This is a genomic window from Bacillus infantis NRRL B-14911, from assembly GCF_000473245.1.
Lineage (GTDB): Bacteria > Bacillota > Bacilli > Bacillales > Cytobacillaceae > Bacillus_AB > Bacillus_AB infantis.
The window spans coordinates 3280190-3306747 of the sequence record NC_022524.1 but is presented as its reverse complement, the minus strand read 5'-3'; the positions used below and the strand labels follow the sequence as shown (position 1 = coordinate 3306747).

The following is a 26558-nucleotide window of genomic DNA, read 5'->3' as shown; positions in this document are numbered from 1 at the left end:
ATTTCCCGGCATGGTATGTTTTTTCCATCCATTGTCTATGATGAGACTATTGATTTGGAATAAGATGTTTATACTGTCAGGATGTGTTGATGATGGAAGGAACGAAAAAGCATGTCAGCCCCGTTCTCCGGGAAAATACCGCCTATCTGAAAGAAGCGCTCGGGGTTGATAAGAGCTTTGATGTGATTCAGCTGAATGTGGAATATGCTGAAAGGGAAATGGCACTGTATCTGGTTGATGGATTTGTGAAAGATGATATTCTCCATTATCTGATGAAATTGCTTTCAAGCCTGGATAAAGAACAGCTGGAAGGGGACACCCTGGCAAAGCTTGTCAAAACCTATATCCCGTATGTTGAGGTAGAGACTCTGGATGATCTTGACAAGGTCGTGGATGCTGTACTGTCTGGCCCCACAGCATTATTTGCAGATGGCGTGGACAAAGCGATCCTGATTGATGCGCGGACCTATCCTGTCAGGGGGCCGGAGGAGCCTGATACGGAAAGAGTGGTCAGGGGATCGAGGGACGGGTTCGTTGAAACCCTTGTCTTCAATACAGCATTAACACGGAGGCGGATCCGGGACCGTACTTTGCGCATGGAATATATGCAGGTGGGGAGAAGGTCAAAGACTGATATTGTGGTCAGCTATATCGAGGACATTGCTGATCCGGATACAGTGAAGAAAATAAAGGAAGCTCTATCAAAGATTGATACAGACGGCCTCCCGATGGCTGAAAAAACGATTGAGGAGTTCATTTCAGGCAGGCACTGGAACCCGTTTCCGATGGTCAGGTATACCGAACGCCCCGACACGGCAGCGACCCACTTGTTTGAGGGCCATATATGCATTATGATCGATGGCTCGCCAAGTGTGATGATAACCCCGACCACCTTCTGGCACCATCTACAGCACGCAGAAGAATACAGGAACAAGCCGATGATTGGAGCGTATCTGCGATTTGTCCGTTTTCTTGCAGTCTGGGCGTCGATTTTCCTGCTGCCGTTTTATTATCTGCTGGCCGTAAAGCCTGAATTGCTCCCGGAAAACCTTGCCTATATCGGACCGAATGAAGTGGGTGAGCTGCCTCTTATCCTTCAGTTTTTGATCATTGAGCTTGGACTTGATATGCTTCGGATGGCTGCCATACATACTCCTTCCGCCCTTGCGACAGCCTTGGGGCTTGTCGCCGCCCTGATGATCGGCCAGGTGGCCGTAGAGGTTGGGCTGTTCATCAATGAGGTAGTTTTGTACCTCGCCATTGCAGCGATCGGCACCTTTTCAACTCCAAGCTATGAAATGAGCCTCGCCAACAGGCTTGTCAGAATATTTCTGCTGCTGGCCACAGCAGCATTCCATGAATATGGATTCATGCTTGCGGTAACATTCCTTATCTTTATGCTTGCGAGAATCAATTCATTTGGTGTCCCTTACCTTTGGCCGTTTCTTCCGTTCAACTTAAGGGCATTCAGGGATGTGCTGCTAAGATCGCCGATTCCCCTGAAAAACAGGCGTCCGCGGTTTCTTCATCCCAAAGATCCTGATCGTTGAAAGATACATTGGATATTGGCAAAGCCCCTCTTGATGTGAGGGGTTTTTTTTGTATCCAAATTGCTGGGCTTATTTGTTGAAACTCTAATTATCATTGCTGATGAATCAACATGGTATTTTTGGTTTGGTGCAATATGAAAAAGCTTATCCCCCGGCCCATCTGTTCTGGAAGGCTGCTTGAGCTGCTGCCTGCTGAGCCGTTTGTCTTGTTCAGCCTTAAAAAGATCTCAAGCTGCTGTTTTCCATTGAGATAGCTATGTTTTTCGATTATACTTTTGATGTAACCGCTGCAAAAATATGAAAGCAAACCAATAGTAAGAGGGTTGAGAATGAAAAGCATTTATGATGTACAGCAATTTCTAAAAAAGTATGGGACCTTCATTTATATTGGAGACAGGTCGGCTGACCTTGAGCTGATGGAAGAGGAGCTGATGGAGCTCCGGCAGTCCCAGCTGATTGATCCAAAGGATTTTCAGACTGCTCTTTTGCTCGTCAGGCACGAAAGGCAGCTGCAGCTTAAAAACAAACGATAGAAGGAAAAGGTGACAATAATGGCTGAAAAATGGCTGATCGGAGTGGATTTGGGAGGAACGACAACCAAATTGGCTTTTTTGAATTTTTACGGAGAAATCATTCATAAATGGGAGATACCGACTGATAATTCTAATTATGGCAAGAATATCACCATTAATATTGCCAAAGCAATTGATCTGAAGCTTGAAGAACTGGATCACAGCAAGGAAAATGTTGCCGGCATCGGAATGGGGGCGCCCGGCCCGGTAGATCTTGCTTCAGGTGTCGTTTATAATACTGTAAATCTTGGCTGGAAAGATAATTATCCTTTAAAGGATCTGCTTGAAGTGGAAACCTCTTTGCCGGTCATCATAGATAATGATGCCAATTGTGCCGCGCTGGGTGAAATGTGGAAGGGTGCCGGGGACGGCGCTAAAGACCTTGTATGTGTCACACTCGGAACTGGAGTCGGCGGAGGGGTAATCGCCAACGGCGACATAGTCCAGGGAACAAGCGGAGCGGCCGGGGAAATTGGTCATATTGCCGCTATTCCTGAAGGCGGAGCTCCCTGCAATTGCGGCAAAACCGGCTGCCTGGAGACGATCGCTTCGGCTACTGGTATTGTGAGGATTGCGCTGGACAAGATGAAAAAGGGACAAGATGAAGGCATGCTGCATGAATTGCACAGGAATTATGGATTCTTATCTGCTAAAGATGTCTTCGATGCAGCCAGACAGGAAGACGATACAGCCGGCAAGGTTATTGAAGAAGTTTCCTTCCATCTGGGGCTTGTGCTGGCCAATATTGCCAATACACTCAACCCTGAGAAGATCGTGCTCGGCGGCGGCGTTTCCAAAGCCGGAAGCATACTGCTGGATCCTGTCAAAGCTCAGTTTGCCCGTTTTGCTTTTCCAAGGGTTGCGGTGTCCACGTCAATTGATATTGCCACTCTTGGCAATGACGCCGGAGTCATTGGCGCTGCCTGGCTTATCAAAAATAAATGATTATAAAAAGCCTTCTGCCTGCGCAGAAGGTTTTTTTTGTGAAGAAAACCGGAGGATTTAAGGTTGGGAAAAAGGAAACCATAATAGCATAGTAAAAAGTCCCCCTATGGCGGGAGACAGTCATCGGACTATAGAAGCATTTTTGGCAGAACAGGACAAACCGGAAACCTTTCATTGTTTGAAACGTCTAATAAGATGGGTAAGAAGGAATCAGCCAATAACCTATTATACATTCAGAATGTAAATGTAAAATTGATTTTTTATTGAGAAAGCATTAAGATTATCTTTGTTGATCTTCCATAATTTAGCATACGCTTGTCTTTCAATCGGCAATGCAGGGAGGTATGATCATGGGGAATAAAAGATGGCCTGCGCTTAACCTGATTGGATTTGCGGTAGCAGTGCTCTGGCTTAAAACCTATATCGCCTATAAAACTAGCTTCGATATAAAAATTGAGAACTTCAAACAGGAATTAATCCTGCTGATCAATCCGCTTAGCTTTTTAATGTTTGTGCTGGGATTCGGACTTTTTCTGAAGAAGAAAAATCAAGTCAGGTATGTTGTAATTTCCAGTTTCATTATATCAGCCATCCTTTTTGCAAATGTGGTCTTTTACCGGTTTTTCAATGATTTCCTGACAGTCCCGGTTCTGTTCCAAACGAGCAATATGAGCGATCTTGGAAGCAGTGTAAGCGAGCTGCTTAATTTGACTGATCTGCTTTATTTTGCAGATTTTATTATTCTGGCCATCATCATGATGTTCAGACCCCAGGCACTGGTGTACCGCGAACATTCCCAAAAGAACCGGAGGGCATTCTTCCTGGCTGCCGTTGCCATTGCCTTCTTTAATTTAGGGCTTGCAGAAACCGAGCGTCCCCAGCTGCTGACACGTACCTTTGACAGGGAAATGCTGGTCAAGAATATCGGCACCTATAATTATCATATTTACGATGTGTTCCTGCAGTCAAAATCCTCAGCACAGCGGGCCTTGGCTGACGGGAGCGAATTGGCGGACATAGGAAATTATGCCCGCGCCAGCTACGTTGCCCCGGCGGATGATATGTTCGGCATTGCCAAAGGGAAGAATGTCATTCTCATTTCAATGGAATCCACCCAGAATTTTGTCATAAATGAAAAAGTCAACGGGCAGGAAATCACACCTTTTCTGAATGACTTCATAAAAGAAAGCTACTATTTCAATAATTTTTACCATCAGACAGCACAAGGGAAAACATCTGACTCTGAATTCCTTGTGGATAATTCCCTTTATCCGCTCAGCAGGGGAGCAGTATTTTTCACCCATTCCGGGAATAAATTTGCCGCTGCTCCTGAAATCCTGAATCAGAACGGATATTACACAGCGTCACTCCATGCCAACAATAAGAGCTTCTGGAACAGGGATATCATGTATGATTCATTTGGTTATCAGCGGTTTTATTCTCTTCCGGATTATGAGGTGACTGAAACCAATTCAGTCGGCTGGGGGATGAAAGATATCGATTTCTTCGAACAGTCAATACAGCACTTAAAAGAAATGCCTGAACCTTATTATGCAAAGTTCATCACGCTGACCAACCACTTCCCCTTCGAGCTTGGGGAAGAAGATCAGTTCATTGAACCATATACTTCCGGCAACAAAACGGTTGATAACTATTTCCCTACTGTCCGCTACACTGATGAAGCCATTAAAAATTTCATTCAGAAGCTTAAAGATGAGGGGATATATGAAGATTCCATCATCATCCTTTATGGTGACCATTACGGCATCTCAGAGAACCATAATAAAGCGATGGGAGAGTTCCTTGGCACAGAGGTTACTCCGTTTGTAAGCACCCAGCTGCAGCGGGTCCCTCTCATCATACACATTCCCGGCCAGGAGGGAAAAACGATTTCGAAAGTGTCCGGGCAGATCGATATAAAGCCGACTATACTCCATCTCCTTGGCATAGACACCAGGGATGACATCGATTTTGGATCAGATCTGTTTGCAAATGACCGCCAGGAGTTTACGGTGCTTAGGGATGGCAGCTTCATTACAAAAGACTACATTTATACAAGGGACACCTGCTACAGCAAGGAAACCGCTGAACCGGCGGACGCTGCAGCCTGTGAGCCGTATATAGAGAAAGCAAAAAATGAACTTGAATATTCCGATAAAATTATTTATGGCGACCTCCTGAGGTTTTATGAGGATTCTCCGTATATTAAACAAAAGGGCGATAACTGAATCACACGGAAAAAGGGGCTGCAAAGAAAAAATGCAGCCCTTCTTTTATAGACCGTAATGATGGGCCTCTTTCTGTCATACATATGAGAAGATGGAAAGGGGGATCTTCATGAAAGTAGCAGTCCGATCAGGCGATACGCTTTGGTATTACAGCAGTCTTTTTATGGTTCCAGCAGGGCTTTTGGCTGACTCCAACCCTGGAGTGGATCCGGCAATGCTGCAAATCGGCCAGGAAATAGCGATTCCCGGCTTTACTGTACAATCCTATATAATCCGCGAAAATGATACCTTCTGGAAAATAAGCGCGTCCCGCAGCCTTTCAGTGGATGCGCTGCTTCTCCTGAACCAGGATGTCAATCCAAACAGGATACAGCCCGGAGAGGAAATACTGATTCCTGTGAGGGCCGTTTCCCCAGTCGTAAATGGGCGGATAAAATATACATTTGACCAGCTTGAAAATGATATCAGGGAGCTTGCCGACATCTTTCCCTTCATAAAGATAGGTTCAGCAGGGGAAAGCGTCCTCGGGAAAACCCTATATGAAATCAGGCTCGGCAATGGGAGCAAGAAGGTGCACCTGAATGCTTCATTCCATGCCAATGAATGGATCACATCATCTGTATTAATGCTCCAACTGAACACATTCCTGCTATCTCTAACGAACAGCACGCCCATAAGGGGCATCAGCACACTTCCTTTATATGATTCAGTCGATCTATCCATCGTACCGATGGTAAACCCGGATGGGGTAAACCTGGTCCTGGAAGGTCCTCCCGGAGGAATGGAAGCAGAACTGGCAGAAATTAACAGGGGTAGCACAGATTTTACAGGCTGGAAAGCCAATATCCGGGGAGTGGACCTGAACAATCAATTTCCCGCCAAGTGGGAAGTAGAAAAAGAGCGGACAGAAGAAAAGGCTCCTGCACCAAGGGATTTTCCAGGGACTGCCCCTTTAACAGAGCCAGAGGCTCAGGCGATGGCAGCACTTGCAAGGGAGCGGGAATTTGGAAGGATTCTTGCCTATCATACCCAGGGAGAGGAGTTCTATTGGGGATATGAGGGTCTGGAACCGCCTGAATCTGCCGCGCTTGCCAGCGAGTTTGCAAGGGTAAGCGGCTATGAGGCCATCCAGTATGTGGACAGTTTTGCAGGATACAAGGATTGGTTTATAAAAGAATTCCAGAGGCCCGGTTTCACGATCGAACTGGGAAAAGGGATCAACCCGCTTCCGTTGTCGCAGTTTGATGAAATATATGAAGAGACGCTCGGTATCTTCCTCGCTTCCATATATATGTAATTCACATATTCGCCGATTATCGGTTTAAAAATTTTTGTTATTAAAATATAATATATTTGTAATATAAAAGATAAATTTACTTGAAACCATTTATGGCTCAGAAGGGAAAAAGGATGTGTGGAATGAAACATGAAGACTCTCACCCATTTTTTAAGTTTTTAGGCCCATTCCTGTTTATATTTGCTTTATCCACACTCATCCTATTCGGGTGCAGCCCCGAGCCTGCCAGCCGGGATGGCGGGGAAAATGGGAAAGGTCATTCGGCCCAGACAGCTGGCAAGGGGCAGGGAGACCAGGAAGAAAAATTCAAGGTGAAGCCTGTAACCGTCGAAGAGGGGGAAATCCAGTCCATCAACGGATGGGTTGGAAAGAACATACTTGCCTTTACTGTTGCGGAACAGGAAGGAACAAAAGTGATTACCCATAATATTAAAACAGGGAAGCAGCAAACAATCTATGAGGATGAGGAACCGATTGCGGCTGTAACAGTCAGCCCATCAGGGAAATATCTGCTCATCCAGTCACCGGCCGGCAATGAAAGCACCCTTACCATCATTGATCATGAAGGAGCCCAATTAGCTGAAGAAACGATGGAGCTGTATGAGCTTGCAGTTGAATGGAATCCTTTTGATGAGAACAGCCTCCTGCTCTCTGTGTTTAATGAGGATTGGGAGTTCCAGGTTTACCATTTTCAAATAAGCGGGAATCTGCTTGAAAAAATCGGATTGCCAGAGCCTTTTGCCCAATGGATATCCAAGGACGATTTGTTTTATCTGGATTGGAGCGAGCAAAGCCCTTCTCTCTTTGCTCCTATGAAAACGATGGGGCTTTTGAATGGAGAGGCCAAAACTGTCCTTGATGATCTGATTAAAGCAGAAGCGTTGCCTGAAGGGATAGTGGCGCTTTCTGTCGATCAGGAACAGGAAGGGATGGCTGAGTATACCTTCTATGACGGGGGCTTCCGGCGTGTATCTTCTTTTTCGATGCCTCATTTAACAAGATATTCAGATTGGCTGGTTCCTTACTATGCATACGATCAATCCGCCGGTCATTTTTATACCTTTGAACCGCTCTACAGTACAGAAGCAGATGCATACGCAGAAGGTTTCAGGCTGATCAGCTACAGTCCTGATGAACAGATAAAGGATACCATTTTCGAGGAGATGGAAAACGAGCCTTTGAGCTGCGCTCCAGAAGGCAGCTGGTGCCTGTACGGGTTTTATTTTGAAAAGCTTCTGAATATGGCTGATAAAACAACAGTTGATCTTGTGAAAAAAGAATAGTTTTCCCTTTTGTTTATAAAAGGAAAGGTCTACAATACAAAATGAATCCTCTATGCGCTATAGAGGCTTTGAATAAGATTGAAAGAGTGATGTAAGTGGCTATTGCAGATGTAACAATCATTCCGATCGGAACTGGTTCGCCAAGTGTCAGTGCATATGTGGCAGATATTCAAAGAGTCCTGCAGAAGTTTGAAAGCGAAGGGCTGATCAGGTTTGAGCTGACCCCTATGAGCACGCTTATTGAAGGAGAGCTGCCGGATTTATTCAAGGTTATCGAAGCCATGCATGAAGTGCCGTTTGAAAAAGGCCTTGCACGAGCTGCAACCAACATCCGTATTGATGACAGGCGGGATGTTGCAAGAAAGATGGAAGACAAGGTAGCGAGGGTGCAAAGCCGCCTGGAGGGATTGGAATAACAGAAAAACAGGGCTGCTTTCAAGCAGTCCTGTTTTTCTGTGAAAATAAAAAAAGCTTGCTGCAAGGCAGAAGCTTTTTTCAATGCATTAGTGTGCCGCCGGAAAACCGTGGTGGATAAGGGTCATAACTGCAAACCAGCCGAAAACGGCAAAAGAGCCTCCTCCGAACACAATTCCCAGGAGATTCTTATTTTTAAGCGCAGAGAAGGTGCCGTATGCTGCAAGCAATGAAACTAAAGCAAAGACAATGACCAAGCCCATGTTGAAAAGCCCCCTTTATCGTATGATCAGATTAGTAAAATCTGTATGTAAGTAATGGTTTACATTCGTTATTATTATATATTTTATATACCCAATTTGTCGAGGTCTAAAAATGACACTTCTATGTCGTATGCCCTTGCAATCCCTAAAGCCAGCTCCTCCAGGTGTACCCCGATAAAATAAACGCGCCCGCACGTGAGAGAAGACGATGCAGCCAGATGCTCTTCAAATTGCAGCAGGGCCATCTCCCGCTGGGCCGCCTCCCCGGCTGTTATGGCAAATGGGCGAACAAGCTCCATCCAAAGATAATATTCCCCATTTTCTGAAATGGTTCCGCAATCATCAAAATGTTCCCCCATAATGGCATCTTCCAGGTATATGAGGAGGTGCCGGTCTTCGAACAGATGCCCTTCTTTCAGCAAAAAGACCGCTGTCTCCCTATCCTGTTCAGATTCGAACAAATATAGGGTGCCCGCTGTATCCTTCAGGCTTGTTTCATTTCTGAGCAGCAGATCAAACTCAGGCAATTCCCCGATAAGGCTTGAAGCCTCAGCAGCATAAAAAATCTTCAATTCAGCATCCCCCCGGTTTATTTTTATCCTCTTTATGCAATCAGCTTTAGGTGGTATTAGTAATAGTGTAAAATATACATAAATAAATGTTCAACTGGAGGCTTTATATAATGGAGTGGAAACAGATACCTTTAGGACCGATTCAGACAAACAGCTATGTTCTCTCAAGAGAGGATGGAACCTGCCTGATTATAGATCCGGGTGGTGAAGCGTCAAAGCTGGCAGGGTATATTAAGGGCAATAAGCTGAAGCCGCTTGCTGTCCTGCTGACACATGCCCATTTTGATCATATTGGTGCATTGGATGAAATCAGGGAAGAATTCGGCTGTCCTGCTTATCTTCATAAAAAGGAATCCTCATGGCTGCGTGATCCTTCCCTGAACGGCTCACAGTTTTTCAGGATGGGCAAGGTCACTGCCAAGCCTGCGGATAATCTTCTTGCAGGAGATCAGGAAATGAAAATCGGCGCGTTTTCGTTCCAAATTATTGAGACGCCCGGCCATTCGCCTGGAAGTGTTTCATTCTACTTTCCGGAAGCAAGCCTGGTAGCTTCAGGTGATGCTTTGTTCAGCGGAAGCATAGGAAGGACAGACCTTCCCGGCGGAAACCAGGAAAAGCTGCTGAAGAGCATCCACGACAAGCTTCTGGTACTGCCGGAGGATACCCTGGTCCTCTCCGGCCACGGGCCTGCCACTTACATTGGACAGGAAATGGATTCCAATCCATTCCTTAATGGATTCTGAGCTATCAAGTAAAAGGCGGGGATGAAGGGTGCTGGAACTTTTGACTGAAATCATCAGCCGCAGCCCATCGGGAAGGATAACGGCTGAGCAGTTTATGGATATCGCACTATACGACGAAAATAAAGGCTATTATATGGTACCCAAGCCGAAAATCGGGCGTAACGGGGATTTTATCACCACATCAAATATTTCTGATATATATGGAAGGGCGGTAGCCAAATGGTACTTCCGCCAAACGCAGGAGCGGGGACTCCCTTCCCGTGTCTGTGAAATCGGGGCAGGGGACGGCCGTTTTGCTTCAGCATTCATTGACGAGTGGAATAAACTGTCCGGGGATCCTGTCACATATTTTGTCAAAGAAGAAAGCCCATATCATAAAGGCCTGCAGTCTTCTCTTATAGGAGCCCGTGTGCAGCAGGTCGATTCTCTCGAGGAACTTAAGCCTTTTTGCGGTTTGATTTTTTCTAATGAATTATTCGATGCCCTGCCGGTCAGAGTGGTTGAAAAACAGCAGGGGCGTATGATGGAAGTTATGGTAGCAATGGAAAGCGGGGAGCTCAAGGAAGAAGCTGTTCCCCTTGGGGATCCTTCTGTGCTGTCCTACATAAGGGAAAACGGTTTAAAGCTAAAAGAAAATCAGCGACTGGAAATCCCTTTAAGGATGATTGGATTAATATCTTCCATTTCTGAAATGCTTCAGAAGGGGATTGTCCTGACTGTGGATTATGGATATACAGATGAAGAATTGATGGACCCTGCCAGGAAAAGAGGAAGCTTGAGGGGCTATTCCAATCACAGGCTGATCGATGACTTCTTGCGCAGCCCCGGCAAAATGGACATAACAAGCCATGTCCATTTCGATTCTTTTATCCGTGAGGGAGAGAAGCGGGACTTGAAATTTGAAGGGAAGTACAGGCAGGATGAATTCCTACTTTCCTGCGGTATCCTGGAGGATCTGCTAAATCATGACGATCCTGATCCCTTTTCTGCAGCCAGCAGGCGGAACCGGGCGATCAGGCAGCTGATCCTGCCTTCCGGGATGAGTGCTGCCTTTCATAGCATCGTGCAGACGAAAGGGCTGGGTGAAGGATAGAAAGAGTGCAAGTGCCTTGCTTCGTTAAGGAACGCAGCTGTGGACAGTAATCGGAGTTATATAATTTTACTTGAAATAAAAAAAGCGATGGGAATTCCATCGCTTTTTCTTTTGCGCACTTTAGTGCCCACCGGCTCCTGGGGTCATCATAAAAGTTGACCAGTAGGTGAAGCCAACAAAGAAAACGGTTAAATAAGCGCCAAAAATATAAATATACATACGTTCGGAAAGCTTTAAATAGCTTAGAAGCAGGAAAAATCCTGTTTGGCCGAAGAAGATTAGAGACGTTGTATACATGTCCCCCAAGAAGAACATGACAGCAAAAATGCCCGTCCAGAATCCCAATACTCTGTACATGCGATCCATATGTATCCCTCCTTTAAAGCAAGCAGTTCAATCACTACCATATTATAAAGTAATTCTTATTAAAAAGTAAACAACTCTTTGCTGTTACTTTGTAACCGCTGCATAGTATGAGCACGATTTACAGTTATTCATCATATTTTCCGTTTCAGCCAGTTCGGCAGAAGGAAAAAGTGCGCTGAGCATCCCTTGCAGGTATTCGAAGTGCATGTCGCACACATCTGCCGGATGTTTGGCTGCCACCTCTTTAAAAGGGCAGTTGTAAATTTGGAAGTATATTTTAGTTTTTTCCGGATTCATGCTGAACTCCGGGAAAAAACCGGCCGCCATGGCCGCACCCTTAAGCAAGAAGAATCTTTCGTCAAAAGAAAGGTCTTCCTCTTTTTTTTCCTGCCTGTTCAATTCTTGTATAAGGAGCTCCCTGCCAAATTTTCTTCCGGTCTCCTTCAGGGCTTTTTTGCCGGCATCACCGAGGCCCATCATTGATTCAATGCAGATTCTTGCAAGCAGCTGAAAATCCCGGAAAGGGAAATTCATCTGGATCAATTCATCGGAGAGCTTATAGTGCCTGCTTGGCCTTCCCCCTTTTCCCGTCTTGCCGGATTTGGAAACCAATAAACCGGCATCTTCCAATTTAGACAGATGCAGGCGGGCAACATTCGCATGAATGCTGAAGTTTTCAGCAATCTCCTGGACAGTGACGTCGCTGTGCTTCTTTGTTATGAACTGATAAATATGATAGCGGGTTGGATCTGCCAGCACATTTGTCACCTTTAACGTTTGATCCATTTCATCACCTCCACCGATCCAATTCCATTATAATACAGCGGCAGCAGAAACAGGTAAGACAAAAATGAATGTTAGAAAAAAGTTCACAAAAAAGTATTAAATAAGGAGTGTAAAATACTGTACAAAGGTTATACAAATGATGTACAATTCATTTAACAACAAACTAACTAACTAAAAAACCAGAAAAGTGAGGGATAAAAATGAATGAACTGACTTTCTTCACGTACCCGAGCTGTACATCATGCCGAAAGACCAAAAGCTGGCTCAAGGCAAACTCAATCGACTTTTCAGAAAGGCATCTGTTCCGCGAAACTCCATCCAGCAAAGAACTGCTTGAGATCCTGTCTTTGACAACAGAAGGCCTTGATGAGGTTCTGGCCACCCGCAGCAGCACCTTTAAAAATCTGAACATTGATGTGAATGAACTCTCCCTGTCAGAGGTTGTCAAAATGATCGTGGAAGAGCCGAAGCTGCTGAGAAGGCCCATTCTGACTGACGGGAAAAAGCTGGTTGTCGGCTATAATCCCGATGCTTTAAAGGGGATTGCCAGCAGGAAAGAACCGCTGAAGCTGAGCAGCTGAACAGAAAAAGGGGAATCAGCCATGCTGATTCCCCTTTTTCTGCCTTCTGAAACTGGGCTAGCTGGATTCGAACCAACGCATGACGGAGTCAAAGTCCGTTGCCTTACCGCTTGGCTATAGCCCAATGCTGCTGTGTAAAAATAGTATATGGAAAAACGGAAGTCCTATGCAAAAAAAATAAAAATATCAGGAGGACATTTGCAGGAACTGTCGAAATAAGTAGTATCCCAAAGAAAGGCGGTGTTATATGGTTGAGTAAAATTGAAAGATTGGCCGACAGTATCGTATGTGATGCGGTCAGGAGAAATGCCTCGGATATCCACATCCTCCCGCGCAGGCATGATACCCTGATCCAGCTCAGGATCGCTGACAGGCTCTTATCGCGGCAGGTTCTGCCGACTGATGACTGTGAGAGGCTGATTGCCCATTTCAAGTTCTCTGCTTCAATGGATATCGGCGACCGCAGGCGCCCGCAAAGCGGCGCGTATTCACTGGAGATTGATCAGAAGCTGATCGGCCTCCGATTGTCCACCCTTCCTTCTTCCCATCATGAAAGCCTGGTCATCCGCATCCTTCCCCAGGAAGACAATATCCACATTTCAAAGATCTCCCTGTTTCCGGCTATGTCGAATAAGCTCCTGGCACTGCTGAAGCATGCCCATGGGCTGGTCCTGTTTACCGGGCCGACCGGCAGCGGAAAAACAACTACCCTTTATTCCCTCCTGCATGAAACTTCATCCTTATTCAAAAGAAATGTCATCACGCTTGAGGATCCGATCGAGAAGGACAGCGACCTCGTACTTCAGGTGCAGGTAAATGAAAAGGCGGGCGTGTCATATGCTTCAGGGCTGAAGGCCATCCTGAGGCATGATCCGGACATCATTATGGTCGGTGAGATACGCGATGCAGAGACAGCTGAAATTGCCGTACGGGCAGCGCTGACAGGCCATCTTGTGCTGAGTACGATGCACACCAGGGATGCCAAGGGTGCTATATACCGGCTTTGTGAGTTCGGGGTAGGATGGCAGGAAATTGAGCAGACCCTGATAGCTGTAACAGCGCAGCGTCTCGTGGAGCTGTCATGCCCGTATTGCAGCGGTACCTGTCCGCCTCACTGCCGGGGTGCCGCTGCGGGAAAAAGGGCGAGTGTGTTTGAATTATTGACAGGCAAAGCCCTTTCTGCGGTCATGAAGGAGGCCAGAGGGGAAGGGAGCGCCTATCAGTATCCTACTCTGAAGAACGCCATTCTCAAAGGAATTGCGCTGGGGTATATTAAGGAGGCTGAAATGGATCGGTGGGTGTATAATGAGGACTCGTAAATGGACGCTGGACGAACAGGCGGGATTCCTGAAGAGGACAGGCGAACTTCTGCAGAGGGGCTACCCGCTCAGCGAAGCAATCGAATCCCTGGCCTATCATTTGCCTGATTACAGAAAAGCAGCAATTTCAAATAGTCTCAATGATTTAAAAGAGGGCCATCCTTTTTACCGGGTCCTCACAAACCTCAAGTTCAACCCCACTTTGATCGGCTATGTCTATTTTGCCGAACAGCATGGCGGCCTTGCAGAAGCCTTTATAGACGGAAGCGCTATTATGGAGAAAAGAAGCAAGGAAATCAGCAGCCTGAGAAAAATCCTCTATTATCCGCTGTTTCTGATGTCAGCCACATCTATTCTATTTTTCATTGTCCAGCAGACGCTTCTCCCCAGATTTACTTCGCTTTTTTCTTCCATGGATTTAGACACAAATTTCTTTACTGAAGCGGTAATGCTTGCAGGGACCCTGTTCCCCATTTTTGCTGTCCTTTTCCTTGCCTTCGCTGCAGCTTCATTATTGTATTATTCTTTCAGGTTCAGGCATCTTCCTCAGATGGACCAGAAACGGCGCCTTGCCATGCTCCCTGCAGCCGGCCCACTGCTCCGGCTGTTTTATACCCAGTATTTCACGGCCCAGCTTGGCTATCTGCTAGGAGGGGGGCTCTCAGTCTCTGAGGCTCTCCTCTTATTCCAGCGAAATCCCCAGCAGCCTTTTTACAGTGAATTGGGGGAATCCATAAAAATCAGGCTCAGAACCGGGGAGAAACTGGATGATATTTTGTCCGGCTTTGCTTTTTTCCAGGAAGATCTGTGCCAAATCATCCGCCATGGCGAGAGAAACGGCAAGCTTGGACAGGAGCTGAGGTTTTACAGCATCCACTGCATGGAGGCATTCGAGCAGAAGGTCACTTCAGGCCTCAAAATCGTCCAGCCAGTATTATTCTCCCTCATCGGCGCCCTCGTGATTTCCATGTATCTGGCCGTGATGCTCCCCATGTTTCATTTACTAAATGGTTTATAAAGGAGATGAAATAGTGAAAAACGAAAAAGGTTTTACCCTTATTGAAATGATGATCGTCCTGCTTGTCATTTCTGTCCTGCTCATCATAACCGTGCCGAATATCACCAAGCATAATTCCAAGATCAACAGCAAAGGCTGCGAGGCTTACATCAAGATGGTCCAGGCCCAGGTCCAGTCATATGAGATAGAGCATAAACAGTATCCTTCGGGAGTAGAGGAGCTTGTAAGCGAGGGATATTTAAAAGAAGGTGAAACATCCTGTCCGAACGGCAGCAGCATCTCTATCAGTGCGGATGGGGAGGTCACGCAGCTGAATAATGGCTAAAGGTGAAGGTGGATTCACACTAGTTGAAACACTGCTTATCTTCTCAATTTTTCTTCTGGTCTCTTCTCTGGCTGCTGTTTATATCGTCCCTCAGGCAAGCCGGCTTGAAAGCAGGCTGTTTTTGTCTCAGCTTCAATCAGACCTCTTTTTCGCACAGCAATATGCGATTTCCCGCCAGGAGACCATTTCCTTTTATATATTTCCGGACGAAAACCGTTATATCGCCACCCCGCCCAATTCTGCCGCTATTATCGACAGAAGCTATGAGGAGGATATCGCCATATACGAAGATACAATGAAGTTATCCTTCCGTTTTCTCCCAAGCGGGAATGTAAGCAGCTTCGGTTCACTGTATGCCGAAGCCGGCGGGGAAACATACAGGATCACGTTTTTAATAGGGAAAGGAAGGTTTTATATTGTTAAAGAATAAAGGCTTCTTTCTTGCGGAGCTTATCCTCAGCCTGTCTGCCTGGCTCGTTTCTGCCTGTGTGCTGTTTCCGCTGTTCCTCCATGCCTCAGACCAGGCGGAGGAACACAGAAAAAGCTCTGAAGCGGTGCAGGCCTTATATGAATATCTTCAGATGAAAGCTGCGGGATCGGCCCATTCTGTGCTTCACCATGAAGACTATCCCATAGAGGAGATGGAATTGGATGGACTGAGTGTGGAGGTTTGTGTTCACTATGAGAAAAAGAACGGGAAACACGAAAGAATTTGTGACATTTATTTTAAGGAATAATGGCTTTACGCTGGCTGAGATGCTCTTCGGCTTTAGCATCTTCCTCATCATTGCTTCACTGCTCCCTCTTTCGCTCAGATACCTGGCTGATGGGGAAGCATCGGAAATGAGGCTTCAAAGAATGGAATGGGAAATCTTTTCTGCACAGCTGAAAAAAGAGGTTCATATGAGCGTAAATATTGAAGTAAATGAAGGGCGGCTGACGCTTGCGGGGAGCGGTGAGTCTGTCAGCTTTGAAAGGTACGGCAGCAATCTAAGAAGGAGAGTCAACGGGCAAGGGCATGAAGTGGTTTTGCAGAATATCCAGGCGGCCTCGTTTTCCTTTCAGGGCAAGAGCCTTCTCGTAGAGGCGCAAAGCCGCAACGGGGAAAATTTTCACACAGTGATTGTGCCATTTATAGAGGTGAACCAGAATGCTCCGGAATGAAAAAGGGTTTGCTTTTCCTGTGTCTCTGAGCATTCTTCTGGCTTCCTGCTTATCGCTTCTTATCCTGCTGGGGCAGAATGTGTCAGAAGCAGAATTGCTGAACGAAAAAGAACAAATCCTTAAACAGGATTATTATTTGCTCAGCTCTGTCAAAAGGCTTGAGAGGCACCTGGCGGATGTGGAGGAGGATGAAACCCTCCAGCCTGGCAGCTTTATATTTAAAGAAGGGACTGTGACATATTCTATGACAGAACTGGCGGGCTCTCTCTTCGAAATCTCCTTTACCCTGGCGATAGAATCCCAGAAACCGATTGTTTCATATGCGTTTTATGACAGAGACCGCGGAAAAATGATAAAATGGACAGAAAAAAAGTGAACGGAGATCCGCCTGATGGATACAATCTACTTAATCGGCTTTATGGGAGCGGGGAAGACCACTGTCGGCAGAGAGCTTTCCTGTGTTCTTGGGAAGCCTGCAGTTGATATGGATGAGGAAATAGAAAAGGAAGCAGGCATCAGCATCAAGGAGATGTTTGCCCAGAAAGGCGAGGAATATTTCCGTAAGCTGGAAACGCAAATGCTGAAGCGTTTGTCGGCAAGGGACATCATCGTCACTACAGGGGGAGGTGTCGTCTTAAGGAAGGAAAACCGCGACCTTCTAAAAAACACCGGGACTGTCCTGTTCCTGCATGCCTCTCCTGAGGAAACAATTAAAAGGCTTGCTGCTGATACGGCACGTCCGCTGCTCGAGGGCGGGCTTGAACAGAAAGTAAAAGTTCTCTATCAATCGAGGCTTCCATTGTATAAGGAAGCTGCCGACCATATTATTGAGACTGATGGGAGGACAATCGGTTCCATCACGGCAGAAGCGCAGCTGTGTTTGAAAAGCTGACGGCCGGGACATACTTTGACTAAAGAGAGGTGTGTCCGATGAAAACCAATGATTATGTGAAATATGTCACCCAGACTTTTGTGAAGTATATGGACCAGCCGAAGGATGAGCGGAAAAAACAGAAGGAAAGCCGCAAGGATGAAAAAGAGCCGTTCCTATTCAAATGGTTCGGAATCATCCCATATGCACTGCTGGCTGGGCTGAAAAAAGGTAAAGCGGCAAAACGGCAATAGAAAAAGCGTTATGAGGAGCCTGGCCTGAGAAATAGGAGAGTATGCTCCAGTCCGGCGGCGGGGAGTATGATATGCCGGAAATAAAAAAAGAGAAGTGCGGGCCGGGCCTGCACTTCTCTTTTTTTTCGGGAGATGAAGAAGTATATACTGGAAACTATCCAGGGGTGATGATAAGGAAGTACAGCCTTAAGATACTCCCTTATCTTGTACCAGCTTATGCTGCAGCAGGATAAGAGGAGCGGCGAATACCGGACAAGCATCGAAAATGTGTGAAAGCCATGCTGTTTCTGCCTAAACGGCCGTATCTGTCAGATAGAAAAGCCCGCCATTCACGATGCTGACATTGACTTTTGGCTCATATTGCTCCTGCAGGGCGGTTTTTTCATTTTCGTAGGTCTCGTTCCGTTCTTCCATATCTTCATAAAAATGTTCAAGCAGATCAAGATCCTTCTTCCATCGTTCCCTTGCCTCGTCAGCCCAGCCGTGCTCCTCTGAATCAATCTGCGACTTCAGGAATCCTTCGATCCTGCTGATGCCGCTCTTTGGCATGATCAGAGGCGACAATGTAAACGAATAGTCGGGGATCTTCGGTGTAAGCTGCAGCTGAAGCAGGCGGTCATGGAAGTTTTCAACCATTTGGCCATTGAGCAGCTGCAGACCGATCGATTTGAATACATCTCTTTTCCGGTCGCATTGATAAGAAATTTTTACATTCATGCAAAGCCACGGCCTTAAAGGCGTCTGCCTGCCCGGCGGGGAAGAATGCTGTTCGTACAGACGGATGTAGCCTGCAAGGCTCCGTGCTGATTGAAATATCTGATGCAGGCGCGGAGAACCGAAATGGATCGTTTCTCCCTTCAAGTCGGAAGGCGCAAGCTGCCGGTTAGTAATGAACGTCAGCTTCATCGGGTTCGGGATGCCTCCGGTTTTTTCAAGATAATGCCAGTAGAAAGGACGGTTCATCAGCTCTTTATCAAGCTCAATTGTCAACTGGACTGTCATATAGCCGGGTCCCTCCTCAGTGATATCACAGCCGTTTGCGGTAAAATAGCGTGCCAGGAATTTACGTATTTCCTGCTGCTGCATGTGCGCCGCCCTCCTTCATTTCTTCAGCAAGCTGTATCATGCTATTCAAGTTCTCCATTTTGATTCTCATCTCTCCCTCTGAAGCCGATCTTCCAAAAATATCTGTCAGATGGTCCTCGATGCTTCCGAACTCAAGCTTGGCGAGGATATCATCAAGCTCCCCGATGACTTTTTCAAACAGATGAATCTTCTCATACAGCAATTTGAGAATATGTTCTTCAACTGTATCCTTGACTGCGAAATTATAAATCATCACATCTTTTTCCTGGCCCAAACGGTGGATCCTTCCGATTCTTTGTTCAAGACGCATCGGATTCCATGGCAGGTCATAATTGATAATATGGTTGCAGAATTGGAGGTTGATCCCTTCACCTCCGGCCTCTGTCGCAATCAGGACCTGGACATTGTTCTTGAACAGCTCTCTCATCCAATCCTTCTTACCCCTTTTGAAACCGCCCCTGAAAGGGACAGAACTGATGCCGTGCTGCTTCAGGAACCATTGTAGGTAAAGCTGGGTCGCCCTGTATTCTGTGAAAATGATGACCTTATCGTCAATGCCTTTGATAAGCTCGAGCGCTTTTTCTGCTTTAGAATTTCTCTGAACCTTCTCCACTTTGCTGACCAGGAACTGAATCTGTTCCTGAAACATATCAGAAGGGGCCTCCTGCCTGGAAACCATATTGCGGAGCGTATAAAAGACTGCCTCCCGGCTGCTGCAGGCCTCGCGCTGCAGGGTCATGACGGAGAACTGGCTTGAATTGACCCAATCTCCTTCCCCTCTCAATTCTGTAACAGATTCGTACAGATCTCTTTCTTCCTTGGAAAATTCAATCGGGATGGTTTCTACATGCCGTTTTGTCCATTCAATCCCGGTATCAGCCCGCCTGTTCCGGATCATCACTTTATTGACCAGCTCTTTCAGGTGGGCATTGTCATCGAGCGAGCGTGAATCCTTCTTATACTTTTCATAAAAAGCTGTTTCATTACCCAGATGGCCAGGCTTCAAGAGAGAAACGAGGTTGAAAATCTCGCTTATCCTGTTCTGGATCGGTGTAGCAGTAAGGAGAAGGCAGAATTTCTTCTTCAGGCTCTGGACAAATTCATAGTTTTTCGTTTTGCTGTTTTTCAGCTTATGAGCTTCATCGATGATAATCAAATCATAATCAAGTGAAAAAATGATGTCGCGGTGCGGATTCCTTTTGGCTGTATCTATGGAAGATACCACCACATCGCACTGCTCCCACACATAAGCCTTGCGCTGGGCAACTGCCGGTATGTAGAATTTTGTGTTCAGCTCGATTTCCCACTGGGTGACAAGAGAGGCTGGAACCAGGATAAGGACTTTTTTCACGAGACCCCTAATCATATATTCTTTTAGTATCAGTCCCGCTTCAATTGTTTTTCCGAGCCCGACCTCATCGGCCAATATCGCTTTTCCGTTCATATTCTCAACTACCTGCCTGGCAACTTCCAGCTGGTGGGGCAGCGGCGTCAGGTCCGGCAAGTGCCCCGGAGCCTGGAGGCCATTGAATTCGGGGATGATGGTATGCTGCTCGACCTCTGCAGCAAGTCTGTAAAGCTCCCAATTCCCCCAAGGTCCGTCATTGGATATTCTTGATAGAAACTCGGTTTGCCATGTAGAATCAAAATCGATCTGGACTGGCATGGTAAAACAGCTCCTTCGCTTGTAGTTAAGCCCCTCTTGGCAATGCCCCCGGGGAGTCCTGCGGGTAAAAAGAAGCGTCTCAAATTATATATTGCCCAATCTGAAATAGGATGGTAGGATGATAATAGCTTTGAATGTTTCGAAATTTGTCATTAAACAAATTTTGGCTCCGAACGGCCATCAGCAGCATGCTGCGGATTCTTCATTGAATAGTATGGCCATATTGGAAAAAATTATAAATGCGGATGAGAATAAGGGGAGAGACTGTGTATACAGCGCCGAAGGAGCAAGCATTCATGTGAATCTCTCAGGCAAAAGAACCCTTGTTGGACGCGGCTCTGGAGAGTGCTTCATTTAGGAAGCCACCAAAGGGGAAAACCGGTAAAAGGTAAACTTTCAGGTGCCAGGACAGAGACCCTCGTTAGGAACGGGGGATTTCTCTGTCCTTTTTTCGTGCCCAAAACCTTCAGGCGTTCAAGCCTCATGGTTAGCAATCTTGTATTTATTATTTGGATCAAGGGGGACAAGTGAATGTCGCAGCTAAAACGTACACCATTATATGAGGAATACCGGAAGCTTGGAGCAAAAACCATCGATTTTGGCGGCTGGGACCTGCCGGTGCAGTTCACTGGCATCAAAGATGAGCACGAAGCCGTAAGAACAAAAGCAGGCCTGTTTGATGTATCCCATATGGGAGAGATAGAAGTGAAAGGGCAAGCCAGCCAGGATTTTCTGCAAAAAATGATGACCAATGATATCTCCAAGCTCAAAAGCGGCGGTGCACAATATACCGCGATGTGCTATGAAAGCGGCGGCACTGTTGACGATTTGCTTGTGTATAAATTCGAGGATGATCACTATCTGCTGGTTGTCAATGCGGCAAACATAGAAAAGGATTATCAGTGGCTTGAAGATCATCTGATTGACGGCGCTGACATCAGGAATCTATCTGATCAGACTGCCCAGCTTGCTTTGCAGGGACCTGCAGCTGAAGGGATTCTCCAGAAGCTTGCAGGCGAAAAGGATCTAAGCGAAATTGGCTTTTTTAAATTCAGCAGTGACGTGGATCTGAATGGAAAGAAAGCGCTCGTTTCCCGCACCGGCTATACGGGCGAAGATGGATTCGAGATCTACTGCCATTCGGATGATGCCTCAAGCATCTGGAATGATATCCTTGAAGCCGGAAAAGAAGAAGGTGTGCTGCCTTGCGGGCTCGGCTGCCGCGACACCCTGAGGTTTGAAGCAAACCTTGCGCTGTACGGGCAGGAGCTGTCGCCAGACGTTACCCCCCTTGAAGCCGGGATCGGTTTTGCTGTAAAGATTAATAAAGAAGCTGATTTCATCGGCAAGCCTGTCCTCAAGCAGCAAAAAGAAAATGGTGTGCCGAGAAAGCTGGTCGGGCTTGAAATGATTGACAGGGGAATCCCGCGCCACGGATATCCGGTGCTGGCGGATGGAGAGCAGGTCGGCGAAGTGACGACAGGCACACAATCACCGACCCTGAAGAAGAACATCGGCCTCGCCCTGATCAAGACCCAATATGCGGAGCTTGGCAATGAGGTAGAAGTTGAAATCCGCGGCAAACGGCTGAAAGCAGTTATAGCTGCCACACCTTTTTATAAAAGAGATAAGAAGTGACGGAGGGGAAAAACATGACGCATCGCTATCTGCCTATGACAGAAACAGACAAAAAGGAAATGCTTGAGAAGATCGGGGCAAGTTCGATTGATGAACTGTTCAGTGATATACCTGAAGCTGTCAGGTTTAAGGGAGAGTACAATATTAAACCGGCAAAGCCGGAAACGGCATTATTGAAGGAGCTTACCAAGCTGGCAGGAAAGAATGCCGACCTCAGGTCCAATTCATCCTTCCTCGGAGCCGGTGTCTATGATCATTATATGCCGGTGATTGTGGACCACGTCATTTCCCGCTCCGAATTCTATACGGCCTATACACCGTATCAGCCGGAGATTTCGCAGGGGGAGCTGCAGGCCATCTTTGAATTCCAGACGATGATCTGCGAACTGACTGGCATGGATGTAGCCAATTCTTCCATGTATGACGGCGGCACTGCCCTCGCTGAGGCAGCCATGCTTTCAGCTGGCCAGACGCGCCGCAAGAAAATCCTGATCTCCGAGGCTGTACATCCGGAATCGAAGGATGTTGTCAGAAGTTATGCAAAGGGGCAATATATAGAGGTTGTTGAAATTCCGCATAAGGACGGAATCACAGATATGGATGCGCTGAAAGAGCAGATGGACAGCGATACAGCTGCAGTCATTGTTCAATACCCTAACTTCTTCGGCCGCATAGAGCCGCTGAAAGAGCTTGAGGAAGTCATCCATGCCCAAAAATCCATGTTCGTTGTATCAAGCAATCCGCTTTCCTTGGGCGCATTAACGCCTCCAGGCAAGTTTGGCGCCGATATTGTGGCAGGGGATGCGCAGCCATTCGGGATCCCTACGGCATTCGGGGGACCTCATTGCGGTTATTTTGCCGTCACCTCCAAACTGATGAGAAAGGTGCCGGGCCGCCTTGTCGGGCAGACGATTGATGAAGAAGGCCGCCGCGGCTTCGTACTTACCCTTCAGGCAAGGGAACAGCATATCCGCCGTGATAAAGCGACTTCCAACATCTGCTCCAACCAGGCCTTGAATGCTCTTGCTGCATCTGTCGCCATGACAGCCCTCGGCAAAAAGGGAGTCAGGGATATTGCCGTCCAGAATATGCAGAAAGCCCGCTATGCCAGGGATCAGTTCAAGAAGGCCGGATTCGAGCTTGCCTTTGAAGGCCCGATCTTTAATGAATTTGTCGTAAAGCTGAATGCACCAGTCAAGGAGATCAATAAAAGCCTGCTCGATAAAGAAATCATCGGCGGCTATGATCTTGGCAGAAGCTATCGTTCACTGGAAAACCATATGCTGGTTGCCGTGACAGAGCTTCGCACGAAAGAAGAAATCGATACTTTTGTTAAAGAATTGGGGGATTACCATGCATAATCAAGACCAGCCGCTGATTTTTGAAATAAGCAAGCCGGGCCGCACAGGCTACAGCCTGCCGGAACTCGATGTACCTGAAGTGGATGTGGCTGAATTGCTGCCTGAAGGATACCTGCGTGAAGAAGAGCCTGAGCTTCCGGAAGTGTCGGAATTGGACATCATGAGGCACTATACTGCTCTCTCAAAAAGGAATCATGGCGTGGATTCAGGTTTTTATCCGCTGGGATCATGCACAATGAAATACAATCCGAAGATCAATGAAAATGTAGCACGCTTTAACGGTTTTGCCCATATTCATCCCCTGCAGGAGGAAAGCTCTGTCCAGGGTGCATTGGAGCTGATGTATGACCTTCAGGAGCATTTGATTGAGATTACCGGAATGGACGAAGTGACGCTGCAGCCGGCAGCAGGTGCACACGGGGAATGGACAGGGCTGATGATGATCAGGGCTTTCCATGAATCCAATGGCGACACCGGCAGGACAAAGGTTATTGTCCCGGATTCAGCCCACGGGACAAATCCGGCATCAGCAACGGTCGCCGGCTTTGAAACCGTCACCGTTAAATCGAATGAGAACGGCCTAGTAGACCTTGAGGATTTGCGCCGGGTAGTCGGATCCGATACAGCGGCCCTGATGCTGACGAACCCGAACACGCTTGGACTGTTTGAAGAAAACATTCTTGAAATGGCAGAGATTGTGCATGGTGCCGGCGGCAAGCTTTATTATGACGGTGCCAACCTGAATGCGGTCCTTTCCAAAGCGCGCCCTGGAGATATGGGATTCGATGTTGTCCATCTGAATCTCCATAAAACATTCACAGGACCTCACGGAGGGGGAGGACCCGGGTCAGGTCCGGTCGGCGTCAAGAAAGACCTGATACCCTATCTGCCTAAACCGATCGTTGCTAAGCGCGGTGAGGAATTTGTCCTTGATTATGACCGACCGCAATCGATTGGAAGGGTCAAACCGTATTATGGAAACTTCGGCATCAATGTGCGCGCTTATACTTATATCCGCACAATGGGGCCGGACGGCTTGAAAAATGTCACCGAATTCGCAGTCCTGAATGCGAATTATATGATGAGGCGCCTGGCGGAATACTACGATCTGCCATTCGACAGGCACTGCAAGCATGAGTTTGTACTCAGCGGCAAGCGCCAGAAAAAGCTTGGCGTCAGAACGCTTGACATTGCGAAGCGCCTGCTCGACTTCGGCTATCATCCGCCTACCATCTACTTCCCGCTGAATGTAGAAGAATGCATCATGATCGAGCCGACTGAAACAGAATCAAAAGAAACACTGGACAGCTTCATTGAAGCCATGATCCAGATTGCCAGGGAAGCGGAGGAAAATCCTGAAATCGTGCAGGAAGCGCCGCATACGACGGTCATCGGCCGCCTGGATGAGACCCTGGCTGCAAGAAAACCGGTCCTCCGGTATAAGAAAGAAGCTTAAGTTTCATGGCATTGAGGGGCGAAACACGGCATCAGCGCTGTGCTTCGCCCTATCTCTTTTGGCTTATTATGTTCCCTGCTGATTTTGGGCACATTCGTGTGAAACTCTGTTTCTAACGCATATTTATTCTTGATATGGAGTAATGCTTCATATGATCACACGGAAAAAGGGTCCCGCCTTAAGGCTGGACCCTTTCTTGCTCATGTATAGAAGGGAAGTGCCTCCCTTATTTCTTCGCTTTAATTTTGCCTGACCATTTTTTGAAGCCGCCCTGCAGCTGGTGGAGATCTTTATAGCCTCTGCGGTATAAAAACTGGGCTGCACGTCCGCTGCGCATCCCGCTTTGGCAGTACAGATACACAGGCTTGTCCGGACGGATTTCCTTCATGCGCATTTTCATCTGGGATAACGGGATATTTCTGGACCCGAGGATATGGCCGGCATCGAATTCATTCGGCTCCCGGACATCAATCAGCTGAGCCTTCCGGTATCCTGCACGGAATTCATCCTCTGTCAGGGTCTTGACGACTTTGCGCTGATAGAGCCATGTAACGACAGAGTAGGTAACAAAGCCCCCGATAATGATTAAAAGAATATAAAGTGTTTCCAATGTGACTTCTCCTTTCACGTATAGCTACGCCAGCTTTTATTATATAAGCCGGCAGGCATGTGAGTAAAGGAATTCCTGCAAAATTCACGTATTTCTCACGTTTTCGGATTTGCTGGAGACAAAGCGGGCGAGACGGTAAATTGAAATATTAGGCAAGGGCTGTTTGCTTTGTTTTTTCCGCCCATTTTGATAGACTAGAGAACATGTGCAAGACTCATAACATGAAAAAGAGGGTTACATATGCTAAAAGAAACTTGGAGATTTATTGATTCGGGATATGGTTCCCCATCTTTCAATATGGCTTTGGATGAGGCACTCCTCGAGTGGAACAGCGAGGGAAAGATCCCGCCTGTCATCCGCTTCTACGGATGGGATCCGGCAACGCTTTCCATTGGCTATTTTCAAAAAGCGGAAAAGGAAATCGATATGGATGCAGTCAAAAAGCACGGGCTGGGGTTTGTCCGCCGTCCGACAGGCGGAAGGGGCGTCCTGCATGAACATGAGCTCACATACAGCGTCATCGTTTCAGAGGACCATCCTGAAATGCCGAAAACAGTCACAGAGGCCTACCGGGTGATTTCTGAAGGAATCCTTAAGGGATTCCACAATCTTGGAATGGATGCCTATTTTGCTGTTCCGAAGACAGCCGAGGAAAGGGAGTCGCTGAAGAACCCGCGTTCCTCCGTCTGCTTTGATGCACCAAGCTGGTATGAGCTTGTTGTTGAGGGAAGAAAGGTTGCCGGAAGCGCCCAGACAAGGCAGAAGGGTGTTATCCTCCAGCATGGATCCATCCTCCTCGACCTTGATGAAGATAAGCTTTTCAGCCTGTTCAAGTATCCGAATGACCGTGTGAAGGAAAGGATGCAGAGAGCGTTCAAAAGCAAAGCCGTTGCCATCAACGAGCTGAGCCGGGACAAAGTTACAATCGGGCAGGCCAAGGAAGCCTTCAGAAAGGGCTTTGAAGAAGGTCTTGACATTCATCTTGAACCTTATGAGCTTTCCGCCGAAGAAATGGAATATGTGAACAAAATTGCAAAAGACCGATATGAAAACGATGAATGGAACTTTAAAAGATAAAAAGCGGCCCTGTCGCTTTT

General features: G+C 47.0%; 31 protein-coding genes, 1 tRNA gene and 2 riboswitches. Of the genes, 24 read left to right on the top strand and 8 right to left on the bottom strand.

What is annotated here, in order from left to right; all coding sequences use genetic code 11:
* The first annotated feature begins 89 nt into the window (after window positions 1-89).
* The 7 genes from N288_RS16790 to N288_RS16760 all read left to right on the top strand — a co-directional run bounded on the left by N288_RS16790 (window position 90) and on the right by N288_RS16760 (window position 8291).
* Window positions 90-1550, top strand: coding sequence for a spore germination protein (locus tag N288_RS16790; protein WP_009794895.1), 1461 nt, complete (start codon window positions 90-92; stop codon window positions 1548-1550).
* Between the two features lie 329 nt (window positions 1551-1879).
* Entirely contained in the window at window positions 1880-2083 is a 204-nt protein-coding gene (locus N288_RS16785; protein WP_009794897.1) for a YqgQ family protein, read from the top strand.
* A gap of 18 nt (window positions 2084-2101) precedes the next feature.
* Window positions 2102-3067, top strand: a complete 966-nt coding sequence (locus tag N288_RS16780; RefSeq protein WP_009794898.1) for an ROK family glucokinase — start codon at window positions 2102-2104, stop codon at window positions 3065-3067.
* Between the two features lie 350 nt (window positions 3068-3417).
* Entirely contained in the window at window positions 3418-5295 is a 1878-nt protein-coding gene (locus N288_RS16775; protein ID WP_022544186.1) for an LTA synthase family protein, read from the top strand.
* A gap of 109 nt (window positions 5296-5404) precedes the next feature.
* Complete coding sequence (locus N288_RS16770) at window positions 5405-6592, top strand: M14 family metallopeptidase (protein WP_022544185.1); 1188 nt, start codon at window positions 5405-5407, stop codon at window positions 6590-6592.
* Between the two features lie 122 nt (window positions 6593-6714).
* Window positions 6715-7875: a YqgU-like beta propeller domain-containing protein gene (locus N288_RS16765; protein ID WP_022544184.1), complete on the top strand. Its 1161-nt coding sequence runs from the start codon at window positions 6715-6717 to the stop codon at window positions 7873-7875.
* A 95-nt stretch (window positions 7876-7970) separates the two neighbouring features.
* On the top strand, window positions 7971-8291 hold the full coding sequence (locus N288_RS16760; RefSeq protein WP_009794904.1) for an MTH1187 family thiamine-binding protein: 321 nt from the start codon (window positions 7971-7973) through the stop codon (window positions 8289-8291).
* A gap of 87 nt (window positions 8292-8378) precedes the next feature.
* Here N288_RS16760 and N288_RS24810 read toward each other — a convergent pair whose 3' ends face one another.
* Window positions 8379-8552 (bottom strand): DUF2759 domain-containing protein, encoded by a 174-nt coding sequence (locus tag N288_RS24810; protein ID WP_009794905.1) that lies wholly within the window; start codon window positions 8550-8552, stop codon window positions 8379-8381.
* An 83-nt stretch (window positions 8553-8635) separates the two neighbouring features.
* Entirely contained in the window at window positions 8636-9124 is a 489-nt protein-coding gene (locus N288_RS16750) for a hypothetical protein (RefSeq protein ID WP_009794906.1), read from the bottom strand.
* A gap of 110 nt (window positions 9125-9234) precedes the next feature.
* Here N288_RS16750 and N288_RS16745 point away from each other — a divergent pair, with 110 nt between their 5' ends.
* On the top strand, window positions 9235-9867 hold the full coding sequence (locus N288_RS16745) for an MBL fold metallo-hydrolase (protein WP_009794907.1): 633 nt from the start codon (window positions 9235-9237) through the stop codon (window positions 9865-9867).
* A 28-nt stretch (window positions 9868-9895) separates the two neighbouring features.
* On the top strand, window positions 9896-10960 hold the full coding sequence (locus N288_RS16740; RefSeq protein WP_009794908.1) for a class I SAM-dependent methyltransferase: 1065 nt from the start codon (window positions 9896-9898) through the stop codon (window positions 10958-10960).
* A gap of 120 nt (window positions 10961-11080) precedes the next feature.
* Here N288_RS16740 and N288_RS16735 read toward each other — a convergent pair whose 3' ends face one another.
* On the bottom strand, window positions 11081-11326 hold the full coding sequence (locus N288_RS16735) for a DUF2626 domain-containing protein (RefSeq protein ID WP_009794909.1): 246 nt from the start codon (window positions 11324-11326) through the stop codon (window positions 11081-11083).
* Between the two features lie 84 nt (window positions 11327-11410).
* A complete protein-coding gene (locus tag N288_RS16730; protein WP_009794910.1) occupies window positions 11411-12112 on the bottom strand; it encodes a helix-turn-helix transcriptional regulator in 702 nt (233 codons plus the stop codon).
* A 200-nt stretch (window positions 12113-12312) separates the two neighbouring features.
* Here N288_RS16730 and N288_RS16725 point away from each other — a divergent pair, with 200 nt between their 5' ends.
* Complete coding sequence (locus N288_RS16725) at window positions 12313-12693, top strand: Spx/MgsR family RNA polymerase-binding regulatory protein (RefSeq protein ID WP_009794911.1); 381 nt, start codon at window positions 12313-12315, stop codon at window positions 12691-12693.
* A 52-nt stretch (window positions 12694-12745) separates the two neighbouring features.
* On the opposite strand, the gene N288_RS16720 is transcribed toward N288_RS16725, so the two are convergent.
* Window positions 12746-12817: transfer RNA gene (locus tag N288_RS16720), tRNA-Gln, on the bottom strand.
* Window positions 12818-12944: 127 nt separating this feature from the next.
* Here N288_RS16720 and comGA point away from each other — a divergent pair.
* From comGA to N288_RS16670, 10 genes are all read left to right on the top strand, one after another.
* Window positions 12945-14012, top strand: a complete 1068-nt coding sequence (gene comGA / locus N288_RS16715; RefSeq protein WP_022544183.1) for a competence type IV pilus ATPase ComGA — start codon at window positions 12945-12947, stop codon at window positions 14010-14012.
* The gene (comGB, locus tag N288_RS16710) at window positions 13999-15030 is read left to right on the top strand and encodes a competence type IV pilus assembly protein ComGB (protein WP_009794913.1); all 1032 of its coding nucleotides are present in this window, start codon (window positions 13999-14001) and stop codon (window positions 15028-15030) included. Before comGA ends, comGB begins: the two co-directional genes overlap by 14 nt.
* Complete coding sequence (gene comGC / locus N288_RS16705) at window positions 15020-15355, top strand: competence type IV pilus major pilin ComGC (protein ID WP_009794914.1); 336 nt, start codon at window positions 15020-15022, stop codon at window positions 15353-15355. The genes comGB and comGC overlap by 11 nt, the downstream gene beginning before the upstream one ends.
* Window positions 15348-15785: a competence type IV pilus minor pilin ComGD gene (gene comGD, locus N288_RS16700; protein ID WP_009794915.1), complete on the top strand. Its 438-nt coding sequence runs from the start codon at window positions 15348-15350 to the stop codon at window positions 15783-15785. The genes comGC and comGD overlap by 8 nt, the downstream gene beginning before the upstream one ends.
* On the top strand, window positions 15772-16092 hold the full coding sequence (locus N288_RS16695; protein ID WP_009794916.1) for a hypothetical protein: 321 nt from the start codon (window positions 15772-15774) through the stop codon (window positions 16090-16092). Before comGD ends, N288_RS16695 begins: the two co-directional genes overlap by 14 nt.
* Complete coding sequence (comGF, locus tag N288_RS24360; protein ID WP_022544181.1) at window positions 16037-16519, top strand: competence type IV pilus minor pilin ComGF; 483 nt, start codon at window positions 16037-16039, stop codon at window positions 16517-16519. The genes N288_RS16695 and comGF overlap by 56 nt, the downstream gene beginning before the upstream one ends.
* A complete protein-coding gene (gene comGG / locus N288_RS16685; protein ID WP_009794918.1) occupies window positions 16506-16895 on the top strand; it encodes a competence type IV pilus minor pilin ComGG in 390 nt (129 codons plus the stop codon). The genes comGF and comGG overlap by 14 nt, the downstream gene beginning before the upstream one ends.
* A gap of 15 nt (window positions 16896-16910) precedes the next feature.
* Window positions 16911-17411: a shikimate kinase gene (locus tag N288_RS16680; protein ID WP_009794919.1), complete on the top strand. Its 501-nt coding sequence runs from the start codon at window positions 16911-16913 to the stop codon at window positions 17409-17411.
* 38 nt (window positions 17412-17449) lie between these two features.
* Window positions 17450-17644 (top strand): YqzE family protein, encoded by a 195-nt coding sequence (locus N288_RS16675; RefSeq protein WP_009794920.1) that lies wholly within the window; start codon window positions 17450-17452, stop codon window positions 17642-17644.
* 71 nt (window positions 17645-17715) lie between these two features.
* Window positions 17716-17877: a hypothetical protein gene (locus tag N288_RS16670; RefSeq protein WP_156917017.1), complete on the top strand. Its 162-nt coding sequence runs from the start codon at window positions 17716-17718 to the stop codon at window positions 17875-17877.
* Between the two features lie 58 nt (window positions 17878-17935).
* Here N288_RS16670 and N288_RS16665 read toward each other — a convergent pair whose 3' ends face one another.
* Both N288_RS16665 and N288_RS16660 read right to left on the bottom strand, forming a co-directional pair.
* On the bottom strand, window positions 17936-18730 hold the full coding sequence (locus tag N288_RS16665) for a YqhG family protein (RefSeq protein ID WP_009794922.1): 795 nt from the start codon (window positions 18728-18730) through the stop codon (window positions 17936-17938).
* Window positions 18708-20396 (bottom strand): DEAD/DEAH box helicase, encoded by a 1689-nt coding sequence (locus N288_RS16660; RefSeq protein ID WP_009794923.1) that lies wholly within the window; start codon window positions 20394-20396, stop codon window positions 18708-18710. Before N288_RS16660 ends, N288_RS16665 begins: the two co-directional genes overlap by 23 nt.
* 245 nt (window positions 20397-20641) lie before the next feature.
* Window positions 20642-20729: riboswitch (glycine riboswitch) on the top strand.
* A 3-nt stretch (window positions 20730-20732) separates the two neighbouring features.
* Window positions 20733-20810, top strand: a riboswitch (glycine riboswitch).
* Between the two features lie 117 nt (window positions 20811-20927).
* On the opposite strand from N288_RS16660, the gene gcvT reads away from it, so the two are divergent.
* Genes gcvT through gcvPB form a run of 3 tightly spaced genes read left to right on the top strand, consistent with a single transcriptional unit; the run spans window position 20928 to window position 24851 of the window.
* A complete protein-coding gene (gcvT, locus tag N288_RS16650) occupies window positions 20928-22034 on the top strand; it encodes a glycine cleavage system aminomethyltransferase GcvT (protein WP_009794925.1) in 1107 nt (368 codons plus the stop codon).
* A gap of 14 nt (window positions 22035-22048) precedes the next feature.
* Window positions 22049-23395 (top strand): aminomethyl-transferring glycine dehydrogenase subunit GcvPA, encoded by a 1347-nt coding sequence (gene gcvPA, locus N288_RS16645; protein ID WP_009794926.1) that lies wholly within the window; start codon window positions 22049-22051, stop codon window positions 23393-23395.
* Window positions 23388-24851, top strand: coding sequence for an aminomethyl-transferring glycine dehydrogenase subunit GcvPB (gene gcvPB / locus N288_RS16640; RefSeq protein WP_009794927.1), 1464 nt, complete (start codon window positions 23388-23390; stop codon window positions 24849-24851). The genes gcvPA and gcvPB overlap by 8 nt, the downstream gene beginning before the upstream one ends.
* A 226-nt stretch (window positions 24852-25077) precedes the next feature.
* On the opposite strand, the gene N288_RS16635 is transcribed toward gcvPB, so the two are convergent.
* Window positions 25078-25461, bottom strand: coding sequence for a rhodanese-like domain-containing protein (locus N288_RS16635; protein WP_022544180.1), 384 nt, complete (start codon window positions 25459-25461; stop codon window positions 25078-25080).
* Window positions 25462-25701: 240 nt separating this feature from the next.
* On the opposite strand from N288_RS16635, the gene N288_RS16630 reads away from it, so the two are divergent.
* Window positions 25702-26538, top strand: a complete 837-nt coding sequence (locus N288_RS16630; protein ID WP_009794929.1) for a lipoate--protein ligase family protein — start codon at window positions 25702-25704, stop codon at window positions 26536-26538.
* Window positions 26539-26558: the final 20 nt, after the last annotated feature.

Excerpts from the sequence above, each read along its gene's own strand:
- N288_RS16790 (WP_009794895.1), top strand. The coding sequence starts at position 90 with ATGATGGAAGGAACGAAAAAGCATGTCAGCCCCGTTCTCCGGGAAAAT.
- N288_RS16785 (WP_009794897.1), top strand. The coding sequence starts at position 1,880 with ATGAAAAGCATTTATGATGTACAGCAATTTCTAAAAAAGTATGGGACC.
- N288_RS16780 (WP_009794898.1), top strand. The coding sequence starts at position 2,102 with ATGGCTGAAAAATGGCTGATCGGAGTGGATTTGGGAGGAACGACAACC.
- N288_RS16775 (WP_022544186.1), top strand. The coding sequence starts at position 3,418 with ATGGGGAATAAAAGATGGCCTGCGCTTAACCTGATTGGATTTGCGGTA.
- N288_RS16770 (WP_022544185.1), top strand. The coding sequence starts at position 5,405 with ATGAAAGTAGCAGTCCGATCAGGCGATACGCTTTGGTATTACAGCAGT.
- N288_RS16765 (WP_022544184.1), top strand. The coding sequence starts at position 6,715 with ATGAAACATGAAGACTCTCACCCATTTTTTAAGTTTTTAGGCCCATTC.
- N288_RS24810 (WP_009794905.1), bottom strand. The coding sequence starts at position 8,552 with ATGGGCTTGGTCATTGTCTTTGCTTTAGTTTCATTGCTTGCAGCATAC.
- N288_RS16745 (WP_009794907.1), top strand. The coding sequence starts at position 9,235 with ATGGAGTGGAAACAGATACCTTTAGGACCGATTCAGACAAACAGCTAT.
- N288_RS16735 (WP_009794909.1), bottom strand. The coding sequence starts at position 11,326 with ATGGATCGCATGTACAGAGTATTGGGATTCTGGACGGGCATTTTTGCT.
- N288_RS16730 (WP_009794910.1), bottom strand. The coding sequence starts at position 12,112 with ATGGATCAAACGTTAAAGGTGACAAATGTGCTGGCAGATCCAACCCGC.
- N288_RS16725 (WP_009794911.1), top strand. The coding sequence starts at position 12,313 with ATGAATGAACTGACTTTCTTCACGTACCCGAGCTGTACATCATGCCGA.
- comGB (WP_009794913.1), top strand. The coding sequence starts at position 13,999 with ATGAGGACTCGTAAATGGACGCTGGACGAACAGGCGGGATTCCTGAAG.
- comGC (WP_009794914.1), top strand. The coding sequence starts at position 15,020 with ATGGTTTATAAAGGAGATGAAATAGTGAAAAACGAAAAAGGTTTTACC.
- comGD (WP_009794915.1), top strand. The coding sequence starts at position 15,348 with ATGGCTAAAGGTGAAGGTGGATTCACACTAGTTGAAACACTGCTTATC.
- comGF (WP_022544181.1), top strand. The coding sequence starts at position 16,037 with ATGAGAAAAAGAACGGGAAACACGAAAGAATTTGTGACATTTATTTTA.
- comGG (WP_009794918.1), top strand. The coding sequence starts at position 16,506 with ATGCTCCGGAATGAAAAAGGGTTTGCTTTTCCTGTGTCTCTGAGCATT.
- N288_RS16680 (WP_009794919.1), top strand. The coding sequence starts at position 16,911 with ATGGATACAATCTACTTAATCGGCTTTATGGGAGCGGGGAAGACCACT.
- N288_RS16675 (WP_009794920.1), top strand. The coding sequence starts at position 17,450 with ATGAAAACCAATGATTATGTGAAATATGTCACCCAGACTTTTGTGAAG.
- N288_RS16670 (WP_156917017.1), top strand. The coding sequence starts at position 17,716 with ATGCCGGAAATAAAAAAAGAGAAGTGCGGGCCGGGCCTGCACTTCTCT.
- N288_RS16665 (WP_009794922.1), bottom strand. The coding sequence starts at position 18,730 with ATGCAGCAGCAGGAAATACGTAAATTCCTGGCACGCTATTTTACCGCA.
- N288_RS16660 (WP_009794923.1), bottom strand. The coding sequence starts at position 20,396 with ATGCCAGTCCAGATCGATTTTGATTCTACATGGCAAACCGAGTTTCTA.
- gcvT (WP_009794925.1), top strand. The coding sequence starts at position 20,928 with ATGTCGCAGCTAAAACGTACACCATTATATGAGGAATACCGGAAGCTT.
- gcvPA (WP_009794926.1), top strand. The coding sequence starts at position 22,049 with ATGACGCATCGCTATCTGCCTATGACAGAAACAGACAAAAAGGAAATG.
- gcvPB (WP_009794927.1), top strand. The coding sequence starts at position 23,388 with ATGCATAATCAAGACCAGCCGCTGATTTTTGAAATAAGCAAGCCGGGC.
- N288_RS16630 (WP_009794929.1), top strand. The coding sequence starts at position 25,702 with ATGCTAAAAGAAACTTGGAGATTTATTGATTCGGGATATGGTTCCCCA.